Here is a 12,482-nt window from a genome sequence, read left to right as displayed (position 1 = left end):
AAAGATGGGCCGTGTCTGCGCAGTCTGCACAAACGTTATGCAAGTCGTGCCCTCGGCCGTCGTCATGTCTCCTCAGGGGGCGGCATGGCGGGCGACTCGGCGCCGTGAGGGGGCGGGGCTGATGGCGGAGGTCCGGCGGATGGGGTGGGTTGCAACCACAGGTCTGGCGGGAGCCGCGATCGCGGTCACGGCCGTGATGGCCGTCGACGCCGCCCGGGCGGCTGACCTGCCTATCAGGAAGGCGGTCCCGATCGAGTTCGTCCGGGTCTGCAGCGCGAGCGGTGCAGGCTTCTTCTATATCCCCGGTACCGACACCTGCCTGCGCGTTTCGGGCCGCGCCCGCTTCGAGGCCGGGTACATCCCGGTCCAGAACCGCACCAACAGTGCGGGCGACCTGTCGCAGTACCGTGGGCTGATGCGCATGAACGTCGATGCGCGCACGCAGACCGGCTACGGGACACTGCGCGCTTTCCTGCGCTTGGAGGCCGCGAGCCGTACCGGCGTGACCATGGCGTCGGGCACGCAGCAACGCATCGGCAACGCCTTTCCGGCGACCGGCCAGGACGCGCTCGGCCGGGTCCAGAACTATGTCGTGGCCGACAAGGCCTTCGTTCAGTTCGCCGGGCTGACAGCGGGCCGCGCCTCCTCGTTCTTCGACTTCTACGCCCACGATTACGAGCTGATCGGCTCGACGGCGGGGTCGGACATGCCCTCCACCAACCTCCTGGCCTACACGTCCAAGATGGGGGAGGGCTGGTCGGCGACGCTGTCGATGGAGGATCCGAACCTCCGCAAGAACCCGTTCTACGCCGCCTCGGCCGCCCCCACCGGGACCATCCCCGGACAGAGCGGCGTGAACAACGTCTTCGTCACCGCGCCGAGCCCCGTCATCCTCGGCACCAATGCCAACGGTACCGCCAGCACGGCCGTCTTCGTCGACGCGGTGCAGCGCTCGCGCATGCCGGACTTCGTCGGGGCGCTGCGCTACGATGCGGGCTGGGGCTCGGTCCAGCTCTCGGCCGCCGTCAAGGACGTCAATATCGGCGGCTTCATCGCCAATTCCGGCATCTCCACCCTGACCGCCGCGCCGGGTTCCGCGACGGGGCCGGTGGGCGCCGGCACCGCCGCAGCCCTGCTCGCCACCCGCGGCATCACATCGGGATCACAGACCGATCACGGTTGGGCGGTGCAGGGCGGCCTCAAGCTCAACCTGCCCTGGATCGCCGCGGGTGACGGGCTCTACCTGCAGGGCGCCTACGGCGAGGGCGCGCTGATTTATACCGGCTTCTCGTTCTTCACCGGCAACTATAGCAGCCAGCTCACCCCGGTGCAGGGCGGCCCCTTCGTACAGGCCCTGGCCGACGCGGTGATCAACCCGCTGACCGGCCGGATCGACCTGTCGAAGAGCTTCACGGCGACCGCCTCCCTCCTGCATTACTGGGCGCCCGAATGGCGCTCCGCCGTCTTCGGGAGCTATGGCGAGGTCGGGTTTCGGCGCGGCACCCGCGAGGCGTTCAGTCTCGTCAACAACCTCGTCGGCTCCTCCGCGCCGCCGACCGGCGCGGCCTTCGCATCCAACCCGATCCTGCGGGACAACTACCAGATCATCGCCGGCGCGAGCCTGATCTGGTCGCCGGTCAAGGATCTCGATATCGGCATCGAGGGAACCTATATCGGCACCGGCCTGCTCGGCGGGCGCGATGCCGACGCGACCCGCCCCGTCACCGTGAACGGCCTGCCGGCCTATACCGAGAAGCACTACGACACGACGCAGATCCGCATCCGTGTCCAGCGCGACTTCTGATGGTCCGCCCCGGACGCACCCGCCGGCGGGCCCTGGGGAGTGGCGCTTCGCACCGATGGTATGGGCTTTGCCTCAGCGAGCTTGTCCGGATCGGATGACAAGCGCTTCTCTCAGCATCACTATGCGTTTCAAATCGCGGGCCCGTCCCGCGGTTCGTCCCGGCTGCAACGAGGCGGTCGTCGTCAGAAAAAGGTCCGCCGTATGCACCTGAGTCATGCGCTTTTCCTCGCCGCCGTCGCGATTTCGGCGGCCACGGCACCGGTCGGCGCGCAGGAGTTGAGCGGAACCCTCAAGAAGGTGAAGGACACGGGCGCCCTCACCATCGGCCACCGCGACGCCTCAGTGCCGTTCTCCTATCTCGACGGCAGCCAGCGGCCGGTGGGCTACGCCTACGAGATCTGCCTCAAGGTCGCCGACGCGGTCAAAGCGCATCTGAAGCTCGACACGCTGGAGGTGCGGCTCAATCCGGTCACCTCCGCCACCCGCATCCCGCTGATCGCCAACGGGACGATCGACCTCGAATGCGGCTCGACCACCAACAACGCCGACCGGCAGCGGCAGGCGGCCTTCACCAACACCCATTTCCTCACCGCGACGCGCTTCGTCGCCAAGCGGGAGAAGGGGCTCGACAAGACCGACGACCTCAAGGGCCGCACCGTGGTCTCGACCTCGGGCACCACCAACATCCGCCAGATCAACGAGATCAACACCGCCCGGGGCCTCGGCATGCGGATCCTGCCCGCCAAGGACCACGCCGAGGCCTTCCTGATGGTCGAGACCGGCCGCGCCGACGCCTTCGTGATGGACGACGTGCTGCTCGCCGCCCTCGTCGCCGGATCGAAGACGCCGGACGCCTACGCGATCTCCTCGGAGGCGCAGTCGCGCCCCGAGCCCTACGGCATCATGCTGCGCAAGGACGACCCGGCCTTCAAGGCCGTGGTCGATGCCGCCACCGCCGCCCTCTACAAGAGCCCGGAGGGGACGGCGCTCTACGACAAGTGGTTCACGCAAGCCATCCCGCCGCGGGGCATCAACCTGAAGCTCCCGATGAGCGAGGCGATGCGGAAGACCTTGGCCAACCCCAGCGACAGCCCGGATCCGGCGGCCTACTGACCATGCCGGCGCGGATGCGGCCGAGCGACCTGCGATGATGGGCGCCCGATGAACTACACCTGGAACTGGGGCATCTTCCTGGAGCCGTCCCCTGAGGGCGCCGGCACCTATGCCGACATGCTGCTCTCCGGGCTGGCCTGGACGGTGGTCACCGCCCTCTGCTCGTGGGTCATCGCCTTCACCCTCGGCTCGGTGGTCGGCGTGATGCGCACGCTGCCCTCGCGGACCGCCAACGCCATCGGCGCGGCCTATGTCGAGGGGTTCCGCAACGTGCCGCTGCTGGTGCAGATGTTCCTCTGGTACTTCGTGCTGCCGGAACTCCTGCCCGCGCGTCTCGGCTCGGCCGTCAAGCAGATGCCGGACGCGCCGTTCTACACGGCGGTTCTGTGCCTCGGCTTCTTCACCGCCGCGCGGGTGGCCGAGCAGGTGCGGGCGGGCATCCGCGCCCTGCCGCGGGGGCAGGCGCAGGCGGGCTTGGCGCTCGGCCTCACCTGGGCGCAGACCTACCGCGCCGTGCTCCTGCCCAACGCCTACCGGATCATCCTGCCGCCGCTCGCCTCGGAATTCCTGAACAACCTCAAGAACACCTCGGTCGCGCTCACCATCGGCCTGCTCGAACTCACGGCGCGGGCCCGCTCGATGCAGGAATTCTCGTTCCAGGTGTTCGAGGCCTTCACCGCGGCGACCCTGCTCTACGTTGCCCTCAACCTCGTGGTGATCGCGGGCGCGACCCTGCTGGAGCGGCGCGTGGCCGTGCCGGGAGGGCGCTGATGTTCGGGCATTTCGACCTCTCCGTCGTCGCCGATTCGCTGCCTTACCTGTTCGGCGAGGGGATGGTGTTCACGCTGACGCTCACCGCGCTCGCGGCGGGCGGCGGCCTCGTGCTCGGCACCGGGCTGGCGCTGCTGCGGCTCTCGGGCGTGCCGGGCCTGACGCATGCGGCCAAGCTCTATGTCGAGCTGATGCGGTCCCTGCCGCTCGTGCTGGTGATCTTCTGGTTCTACTTCCTCGTGCCCTATCTCGGCGCCTGGGCGATCGGCGCGGACACGCCGATCCGGGTCGGGGCGTTTGCCAGCGCGCTCGTCACCTTCACCCTGTTCGAGGCGGCCTACTTCTCCGAGATCGTGCGGGCCGGCATCCAGTCGATCCCGAAGGGCCAGAGCGCGGCGGCCCGGGCGCTCGGCATGAGCTACGCGCAAGTCATGCGGCTCGTGGTGCTGCCGCAGGCGTTCCGCAACATGGTGCCGCTGCTGCTGACGCAGACGATCGTGCTCTTTCAGGACACCTCGCTCGTCTACGTGCTCTCGCTCACCGATTTCCTCGGCGCCGCCTCCAAGGTGGCGCAACGCGACGGGCGGCTGGTGGAGATGTACCTGTTCGCCGCGCTGGTCTACTTCGCCGTCTGCTTTGCGGCCTCGCTGCTGGTGCGCCGGCTCCAGGCCCGCACGGCGATCGTCCGGTGAGGGATAACAGGATGAGGGTGGGCCGATGACCGCGCCGCTGACATCGCCGCAGCCGCCCGCCGCGGGCGGGCCGATGATCGCCATCGAGGCAGTGTCGAAGTGGTACGGCGAGGTCCGCGTCCTGTCGGGCTGCTCCACCGCGGTGACGCGCGGCGAGGTGGTGGTGGTGTGCGGCCCCTCGGGCTCGGGCAAGTCGACGCTGCTGAAATGCGTCAACGCCCTGGAGCCGTTCCAGGAGGGGCAGATCACCGTCGACGGCACGCGGGTGCGGGACAAGGCCACCAACCTGCCGCGGCTGCGCGCGCGGGTCGGCATGGTGTTCCAGCATTTCGAGCTGTTCCCGCATCTCAGCGTCATCGACAATCTGACGCTCGCCCCGCGCAAGGTGCTCGGGCGTTCGAAGGCGGAGGCGGCCCGGCGCGGTCTCGATCTGCTGGCCCGCGTCGGCCTCTCCGATCACGCACAAAAACATCCGGGCCAGCTCTCGGGCGGGCAGCAGCAGCGGGTGGCCATCGCCCGGGCGCTCGCCATGGACCCGGTGGTGATGCTGTTCGACGAGCCGACCTCGGCGCTCGATCCCGAGATGGTCGGCGAGGTGCTCGACGTGATGGTGGAACTGGCCCGCGACGGCATGACCATGATGGTCGTGACCCACGAGATGGGCTTCGCCCGCAAGGTGGCCGACCGGGTGGTGTTCATGGATCGCGGGCAGATCGTCGAGGACGTGGCGAAGGACGCCTTCTTCGACCGGCCCCGCAGCGAGCGCGCTCAGCAGTTTCTGTCGAAGATCCTCGCGCATTGACGCCGACAGGCCGCCCCCGGCTCTGCCCGTGAGGCGCTCCGGCCGTCGGGTGGCGGCGCGTGCGGCTGCATCGGCCGTCAGAACAGCGAGATGAGGACGATGCCGGCCACCATCAGGGCGGCCCCGCCCAGCCGCGATGCGCCGGCCCGCACCCGCTTCATGCCGACCCAGCCGAAATGGTCGAGCGCGACCGAGGTCAGCAGGTTGGCGGTGATCAGGAGGCCGTTGAAGGCGCCCGCGCCGACCTTGTCGACGAAGAGCAGGCCGGCGAACACGGCCACGGCGCCGGTGAGGCCGGCCAGCGGCATCCACCAGCGCACCCCCTCGATGTCGGCCCGCTGCGGCAGCGGCTTCGGCCGCAGCAGGAAGACCAGCACGAAGACGAACACCACCGGCAGGAACGAGACCATGGCCGCGAGCCACGGATTGACCAGGGCACCGCGCAGCTGCGCGTTCCAGACCACGCCGATCGCCTGCAGGGCACCCGCGACGACGATGAAGGGATAGAGCAGCCGCGGGTTGAGGCCGTGGCCGGTATCCTTGGCCTCGCCATCCGCCTCGCCCTTGTCGGGCGTGACCCGGGCGATGAACGTCACGCCGATGGCCATGAGCAGGCCGCCGAGCCAGGGCATCAGCTTAAATCCGCCGCCCTGCAATCCGAACAGGCCCAGCGAATCCATCGCCAGCGAGGTCAGGATGTTGGCCGTCAGCGTCAGGCCGTTGAAGGGGCCGGCGCCGACCTTGTCGACGAAGGCGAGGCCGCCGAACACCGCCACCGCGCCGGCCACGCCGCCGAGCGGCGCGTACCACGGCATCGTCGCGATGCTGTCGAGGCTCGGCAGCGGCGTCGGCATCACGAGGAACAGCGTCGCGAAGACGAAGACGATCGGCAGGAAGGAGACCGCCGCGGCGAGGAACGGGTTGACGAGGTGCCCGCGCAACTGCGCGTTCATGGAGTTGCCGAGCGCCTGGAGCGCGCCCGCCACGATGATGAAGGGATAGAGCAGGGCGGCACTCACGCGGGTCGGCCTCCGGATTGGCAAGAAGCTGGGACGAGGCTGGGATGGCAGTGGATCAGGCGAGGATCAGGCGAGGATCAGGCAAGAATCAGAGCCGCGAGGGCCAGGGCCAGCGCCGGGGGCATGACGAGGGCGCCGAGCTTCAGGAACGCCCAGGCAGAGACGTTTTGGCCCTCGCGGCGGATCGCGGTGAGCCAGAGGATCGTGGCGAGCGAGCCCGTGACCGAAAGGTTCGGCCCGAGATCGATGCCGATCAGGATCGCCCCCGCGACCGTTTCCGGCACATGGGCGGCCTGCACCGCGGCACCCGCCAGGAGACCCGCCGGCAGGTTGTTCACGAGGTTCGATCCGAACGCGACGAGCGCACCGCCGGCCCAGGCCGTCGCGGCGGGATCGCCCTGCGCGGCGCGGCCCAGGAGGTCGGCGAGCTTTGCCAGGAGGCCGGTCTTCTCCAGGGACTCGACGAGGACGAAGAGCCCGGCGACCAGCGGCAGCACGCCCCAGGAGACGTCCCGAGCGACCGCGACCAGCCCGCCCCGATTGATCGCGAGCACGACGAGGGTGGTGGCGAGGCCGGCGATGAAGGTCGGCAGGCCGAGCTCGATCCCGGCGGCCGAGGCACCGATCAGGGCCGCGCCGGTGGCGACGATGCCCCCGGCCGCGATCGTGCCGCCGAGCCCGAGGCCCGGAATCTCGACCTCGGTGGCGACCGTCTCATCCTTCAGCGACCGGTTCTGGGTCAGGCGCAGGACGAGATAGGTCGCGACGATGGCGAGGGCGGAGGGCAGGGTGAAGGTCGCCAGCCACCGGCCGAGCGGCGGCATGTGCTCGGCGAAGACGACGAGATTGGCCGGGTTCGAGATCGGCAGCACGAAGCTCGCCGCGTTGGCGATGAAGGCGCAGATGAACAGGTAGGGCAGGGGCTGCTTGACCCCGGCGGCCTTGGTCGCGGCGAAGACGGCGGGCGTCAGCACCACCGCGCAGGCATCGTTCGAGAGGAAGACCGTGACCACCGTGCCGACGACGTAGATGAGCAGGAACAGCCGTGTCGCCGAGCCCCGTGCGGCCCGCACCGCGTGGGCGGCGAGCCAGTCGAACAGGCCTTCCTTGCGGGCGATCTCGGAGAGCAGCATCATCCCGACGAGGAAGAGGTAGACGTCGGTGCCCTTGGCCGCGCCCTCCAGGGCGGTCTGCCAGGGAATCAGGCCGAGGAGGACGAGGAGCGCCGCGCCGAGCACCGCCCAGATCGCTTCCGGCCAGGAGAACGGGCGCAGGATCACGCCGAGCGTCGCCAGCGCAGCGATGCCCCAGGTCGCCGCGTTCGGGTTCGGGATGAGCGCGCCCATCGGCGTCGGGCTTCCTTCTGTCGGGGAGGATCACGAGATTCGGAGCGGCGGGGCACCGCTGCGGTTCGCGCCAGCTTGAGCAGGATCGCACATGGCCTTTCCGAGGCCTTGCCCCGACGGTCTGCGCAGCGCCGCCGATCCGCCACTCAAGATTTCTCCTGCGCCGCCGTTCCTGTCTCATCCATCACAAGGGCGCGATTTTCGAGGGGGTCTGAGCAGGCGTGCTTCGGATGGCTTCGGAGGCGCATGATCCCGAGCCATGGAGCGGTGCGCTGCGATGCGATGGGGGCGAAGCGGGCAGGGCGGAACAGCGTCCCGGAGTGCTGGTTTCCCAGGGGCTATCACATCAACAAACAGGGAGATCCGCCATGAAGGTTCTGACCCTCGCCCTCGCGAGCACCCTCCTTCTCGCGCCTGCTGCCTTCGCCGCCGAAGGCTCGGGGGCGTCCGGCACCAGCCGCTCCGGCACGGCCGACAGCACGGGCGCCAACGATGCCGGTTCGGGGTCGTCCCCCGGGGCGGCCGGAAGTGGTCCGACTTCGGGCGACAAGAGCCGCTCCGGCACAGCCAACAGCACGGGCGCCAACGATGCCGGCTCCGGTTCCTCGCCCGGCGCCAGCGGCAAGGGCCACGAGGCCCGTTAGAGCGCTTTCCGACGAAGTGGACGCCGGTTCAGTGAAAGAATGCGCGTTCAAACAAAGACCGGGAGACGCCGGCCTGATGCAGTCAGGTCAGATACGGCTCTAGCCGGAGCGGAGGGCGCCGTCCCGAAAGGTGGTTGCCGGATTCGGGACGATGCCAAAAACGAGACGCCAGCCCTGCGCCGAAGGGGCCGGCTTGGCCGGTCATGCGCGGCTGAAGCGCGACGGCGCCGCCTCCGCGCCCCGCCTTGAAGAGCGTTCACCGGCACCCGTTCCCGGATGCCGGCGGTCACGACGATCGGGACGCTCCACCGGAGCGGCCATCCCGTGCGCCGCCCCTCCCGAAGCGGTGTCTCGGAGAAGGGCCGGCCGGGTTCCGTGCGGTTCCCGGCCGGGCTTTTGCGAACTCCGCTCGACCGCCGCTCCTGAGGAGGGCGGCTTTTGGTGTCTCTCACACAACGCCCCCTGCGCCGTCCTCGTCAGAGGGAGAGCGGTCAGGGATCGGGAGTTTTGCGAGGCACTCTTGAGCGGGATCAGTCGTTCTTCACCGTGCCGTCCGGGCCGACCTTGACCTCCTGCTCGCGATCGGTGAGCGCCAGCTTGATCTCGTACTCGACCGCATTGCCCTCGCGCTCGACCTCGGCCTCGTAGGCCTTGCTGCCGGGGTGCTTCTGCTCGGCCAGCGCGATCGCGTCCTTCAGCGAGACCTTGGCGTTCTGGAAGTCGCTCGCCTTCAGCCGGGTGAAGTAGCGCTCGATCGGCTGGTTCTCGCTCTTGTAGAGATCGCCCGTGTCCGCGTTGACGCCGTGTTCGACGAGCTTGCCGCTCGGGTACACGACCTTGATCGCGTAGCGCGCCGGGTTCTTGCTGTCGGCCTTCTCGAAGTCGGCGTCGATCGCCTTGCCGCCCTTCTCCTCGCCTTCGGCCTTGCCCTCGGCGGTGGCGATGGCCTGCGCGAGGCCGATCTTGGCCGACTTGGCGACCTGCCACTCCTTGAGGTCGCTGTTGGACTTGGTCGCCTCCGTGGCGCTCGGGGCGCGGCCGGTGTTCTCCGGGGTCTTGGTCAGGTCGGGGTTCTGGGCTGCGGCGAGGCCGGTCATCAGGGCTAGCAGGCCGGTGGCGGCGGTAAGGCGCAGGACGTTCGTCTTCATGTGGCGAGGTTTCCGTTTCTTGCGTTGGCGGCGCCTGGGGCGCTCGGGCTTGTTGCGGACCCTCTGAACGGTCCGAGCCGCCGCTTGGTTGCAGCGCGTCACGATGTTCCAGGCGTGCTGGTGCGCGCCGCCGATTGCCCGCCGTCAGCGACCGATAGGGCCGGAACAGCAGCCCGCGCTCGCCGGCCGCCTTGACATATATCCAATACAAAAATAACTAATATCCAAGTTGCGTATAACGAGGGTCGAGCGTGATCCCATGAGCCAAGCCGAGTCCGAAGCCGCCTTCCTGGCCCGCTACGATCCCGCCGACTATGCCCGGCCCGCCGTGGCCGTCGATCTGGTGCTGCTGGGTCTCTCCGGCGGTCGCCCGACCCTCCTGCTGCTGAAGCGCGACCGGCACCCGCATGCGGGGCGTCATGCGCTGCCGGGCGGCTTCGTCGGGATCGACGAGTCGTTGGATGACGCCGCCGCACGTGTCCTGCGCGAGAAGGCGGGCGGGGCGCGGGCGCATCTGGAGCAGCTCTACACCTTCGGCGCCGTGGAGCGCGATCCGCGCATGCGCATCATCACGGTCGCCTATCTCGCGCTCCTGACCGAGGCGGTCTTCGCCGAGGCGCGGATGCGGGCCCCGACCCTGCTTCCCGGCACCGTCGCGGCGTCCTCCGCGGAGGAGGGATCCGTGACGGTCCATGCCTCCGACGGCGCGGCTTTGCCGCTCGCCTTCGACCACGCCGAGATCGTCGCGCTGGCGATCCGGCGTCTGCGGGGCAAGCTCGACTATTCGGAGGTCGGCTTCGCCCTGCTGCCGGCGCTGTTCACCCTGCGCCAGCTTCAGGACGTGCACGAGGCGATCCTCGGCACGCCCCTCAACAAGCCCGCCTTCCGCCGCCGGATGCTCGATCGCGGCTGGCTCGACCCCACCGGCCGCTTCGAGACGGGCACCTCCTACCGCCCCGCCGAACTGTACCGCCTTCGCCAAACCCCTTCGCAGACCCCCGCTCAAGGAGACTGACATGGCCACGATCCGCCGTTTCGGCGTTCTCTCTCAGCTTCGGAGCGAGGCCAGCCACTACGTCATCCGCTACCGCAACGGCCGCCCGCGCCAGAGCGGGCGCGGCCTCGTCTTCTGGTTCCGGCCGGAGACCGCGAGTATCAGCGAACTGCCGATGGACGACCGCGAGATGACGCTGTTCGTCCGCGGCCGAAGCCAGGATTTCCAGGCGGTCGCGGTGCAGGGCAGCATCGGCTGGCACGTCGCCGATCCCGAGCGGCTCGCCGCCCGCGTCGATTTCTCCCTCGATCTGCGCACCGGCCGGTTCCAGGGCGAGCCGGTCGAGCGGATCGAGGCGCGTATCGCCGGGCTGGCCAACCAGACCGTGCTGCAATTCCTCGGAACCGCGCCGGTGCGCGCCCTGCTCGATGCCGGGCCGGAAGCCCTGCGCGGGCAGGTGCAGGCGACGCTCGCCGCCGACCCGTCGCTGGCCGAGATCGGCGTCGCGGTGGTCTCGGTGCGGCTCACCAACCTCGCCCCGTCGAGCGAGTTGGAGCGCGCGCTCCAGACGCCGACCTACGAGGCGCTGCAGCAGAAGGCGGACGAGGCCACCTTCGCCCGCCGGGCGCTGGCGGTGGAGAAGGAGCGGGCGATCGCCGAGAACGAACTCGCCACCAAGACCGAGCTGGCCCGGCGCGAGAGCCTGCTGATCGCCGAGGAAGCGCAGAACGCCCGCAACCGGGCGCAAGCGCGGGCGGAGGCGGAAGGGATCGAGGCCGGCGCCGAGGCCGAACGCATCCGCATGGTCGAGGGGGCGCGGGCCGAGGCCGAGCGGGCGCGCGTCGCGATCTACCGCGACGTGGCGCCGGGCACCCTGCTCGGCCTCGCCGCCCAGGCGCTGGCGGGCAAGCTCGACACGATCGAGCACGTCACCATCAACCCGGACCTGCTCGCCACCCTGCTCGGCGAGCTGCGCAAGCCGGCCGGCCTCCCGGCCCGCTGAAGGAGGGGCTCATGGCCGCGCTCACCCCCCGGGCGGTCTTCGTCACCCGCGAGACCGATTACGAGCTGCTGATCGCCCGGCACGCCACGCGGGGACAGGCCCGCTTCTTCCTGGAGAGCCGCGGCCAGGGGCTCGCCGCGGTCGAGGCGCGCCACGAGCGCTTCCACGCGGTGCTGGCGCAGGCGCGGGCCGCGGTGCCCGGCGAGTGGCGTCAAGCGCTGGTGCGGCGGGCCGACCTCGACCGCTTCCTGTTCGCCGGGGACGACGTCGTCGTCGCCGTCGGGCAGGACGGGCTGATCGCCAACGTCGCCAAGTATCTCGGCGAGCAGCCGGTGATCGGGGTCAACCCGGCGCCGGACCTCTATGACGGCGTGCTGGCGCGCAACCCCGTCGAGCGGCTCCCCCGGCTGCTGCCGGCGAGCGTCGCCGGCGCGGCCGCGATCGAGCGGCGCACCATGGTCCAGGCGGTGATCGACGGGACTGAGCGCCTGTTCGCCCTCAACGAGATTTTCGTGGGCCACCGCAGCCACCAATCCGCCCGCTACCGGATCGAGGCCGGAAGCGAGGCCGAAGAGCAATCGTCCAGCGGCCTCATCGTCGCCTCCGGCACCGGGGCCACCGGCTGGGCCCGCTCGATCAGTGAGGCGACCCGGCTCGGCCTGTCGCTCGCGCCCGACGAGCGGGCGGTGGGCTACTGGGTGCGCGAGCCTTTCCCGAGCGTCGCCACCGCGACGCGGCTGCGGGCCGGCAAGCTCACCGATGCGCCCCTCCTCGTCACCTCGCGGATGAACGAGGGCGGCGTGATCTTCGCCGACGGGATCGAGCAGGACTTTCTGGGCTTCGGCTGGGGCCGGCAGGTCCGGATCGCGCCGGCTGATCGGGCCCTGCACCTCGTCACCGGGTGAGCCGGGCGGCGTCGCAGGCCCCAGGTGTTCGGGAAGACCGGTTTCCTGGCCGCCCATCCCGTATATGGAACGCGTGCGGGACATCCGGGCAGGTCTCTCGGCCACAATCATCCGTATGGCGCGATCCTGTCGCAAAACCGCCAAGGGTGCCGATCATGGGGCGCGGGATCGCGCGCCGCCAGCGTCGGCGCGGGGTTCGACCGATCCGGGAATGGGCAGCACGTGGAATCGGCAGCAGAGC

At 69.8% G+C, this 12,482-nt stretch carries 12 protein-coding genes; 9 read left to right on the top strand and 3 right to left on the bottom strand.

All coding sequences use genetic code 11. From position 1 onward, the window contains the following. Positions 1-139: 139 nt before the first annotated feature. From E4V01_RS23875 to E4V01_RS23855, 5 genes are all read left to right on the top strand, one after another. Positions 140-1,804, top strand: coding sequence for a porin (locus E4V01_RS23875; protein ID WP_135300078.1), 1,665 nt, complete (start codon positions 140-142; stop codon positions 1,802-1,804). A 201-nt stretch (positions 1,805-2,005) separates the two neighbouring features. Continuing rightward, positions 2,006-2,917: an amino acid ABC transporter substrate-binding protein gene (locus E4V01_RS23870; protein ID WP_135300077.1), complete on the top strand. Its 912-nt coding sequence runs from the start codon at positions 2,006-2,008 to the stop codon at positions 2,915-2,917. A gap of 48 nt (positions 2,918-2,965) precedes the next feature. Beyond that, complete coding sequence (locus E4V01_RS23865; protein ID WP_135300076.1) at positions 2,966-3,688, top strand: amino acid ABC transporter permease; 723 nt, start codon at positions 2,966-2,968, stop codon at positions 3,686-3,688. Then, complete coding sequence (locus E4V01_RS23860; RefSeq protein ID WP_060771229.1) at positions 3,688-4,380, top strand: amino acid ABC transporter permease; 693 nt, start codon at positions 3,688-3,690, stop codon at positions 4,378-4,380. The genes E4V01_RS23865 and E4V01_RS23860 overlap by 1 nt, the downstream gene beginning before the upstream one ends. Positions 4,381-4,453: 73 nt before the next feature. After that, positions 4,454-5,182: an amino acid ABC transporter ATP-binding protein gene (locus tag E4V01_RS23855; protein ID WP_060772370.1), complete on the top strand. Its 729-nt coding sequence runs from the start codon at positions 4,454-4,456 to the stop codon at positions 5,180-5,182. 77 nt (positions 5,183-5,259) lie between these two features. On the opposite strand, the gene E4V01_RS23850 is transcribed toward E4V01_RS23855, so the two are convergent. Further along, a complete protein-coding gene (locus tag E4V01_RS23850) occupies positions 5,260-6,201 on the bottom strand; it encodes a DMT family transporter (protein WP_060771230.1) in 942 nt (313 codons plus the stop codon). 77 nt (positions 6,202-6,278) lie between these two features. After that, positions 6,279-7,547 (bottom strand): arsenic transporter, encoded by a 1,269-nt coding sequence (locus tag E4V01_RS23845; protein ID WP_135300075.1) that lies wholly within the window; start codon positions 7,545-7,547, stop codon positions 6,279-6,281. 368 nt (positions 7,548-7,915) lie between these two features. Here E4V01_RS23845 and E4V01_RS23840 point away from each other — a divergent pair, with 368 nt between their 5' ends. After that, on the top strand, positions 7,916-8,191 hold the full coding sequence (locus E4V01_RS23840; protein ID WP_060771232.1) for a hypothetical protein: 276 nt from the start codon (positions 7,916-7,918) through the stop codon (positions 8,189-8,191). A gap of 530 nt (positions 8,192-8,721) precedes the next feature. On the opposite strand, the gene E4V01_RS23835 is transcribed toward E4V01_RS23840, so the two are convergent. Beyond that, positions 8,722-9,339 carry a PepSY domain-containing protein gene (locus E4V01_RS23835; protein WP_135300074.1) on the bottom strand — a complete coding sequence of 206 codons (618 nt, stop codon included), beginning with the start codon at positions 9,337-9,339 and terminating at the stop codon, positions 8,722-8,724. Positions 9,340-9,598: 259 nt separating this feature from the next. On the opposite strand from E4V01_RS23835, the gene E4V01_RS23830 reads away from it, so the two are divergent. Genes E4V01_RS23830 through E4V01_RS23820 form a run of 3 tightly spaced genes read left to right on the top strand, consistent with a single transcriptional unit; the run spans position 9,599 to position 12,241 of the window. Further along, complete coding sequence (locus E4V01_RS23830; protein WP_060771234.1) at positions 9,599-10,354, top strand: NUDIX domain-containing protein; 756 nt, start codon at positions 9,599-9,601, stop codon at positions 10,352-10,354. A 1-nt stretch (position 10,355) separates the two neighbouring features. Continuing rightward, positions 10,356-11,336, top strand: a complete 981-nt coding sequence (locus E4V01_RS23825; protein ID WP_135300073.1) for an SPFH domain-containing protein — start codon at positions 10,356-10,358, stop codon at positions 11,334-11,336. A gap of 11 nt (positions 11,337-11,347) precedes the next feature. Beyond that, positions 11,348-12,241: an NAD(+)/NADH kinase gene (locus tag E4V01_RS23820; RefSeq protein ID WP_135300072.1), complete on the top strand. Its 894-nt coding sequence runs from the start codon at positions 11,348-11,350 to the stop codon at positions 12,239-12,241. The last annotated feature ends 241 nt before the right edge of the window (positions 12,242-12,482 follow it).

This window comes from Methylorubrum sp. Q1 (assembly GCF_004683995.1).
Lineage (GTDB): Bacteria > Pseudomonadota > Alphaproteobacteria > Rhizobiales > Beijerinckiaceae > Methylobacterium.
This window is presented reverse-complemented; position numbering and strand designations above follow the sequence as displayed.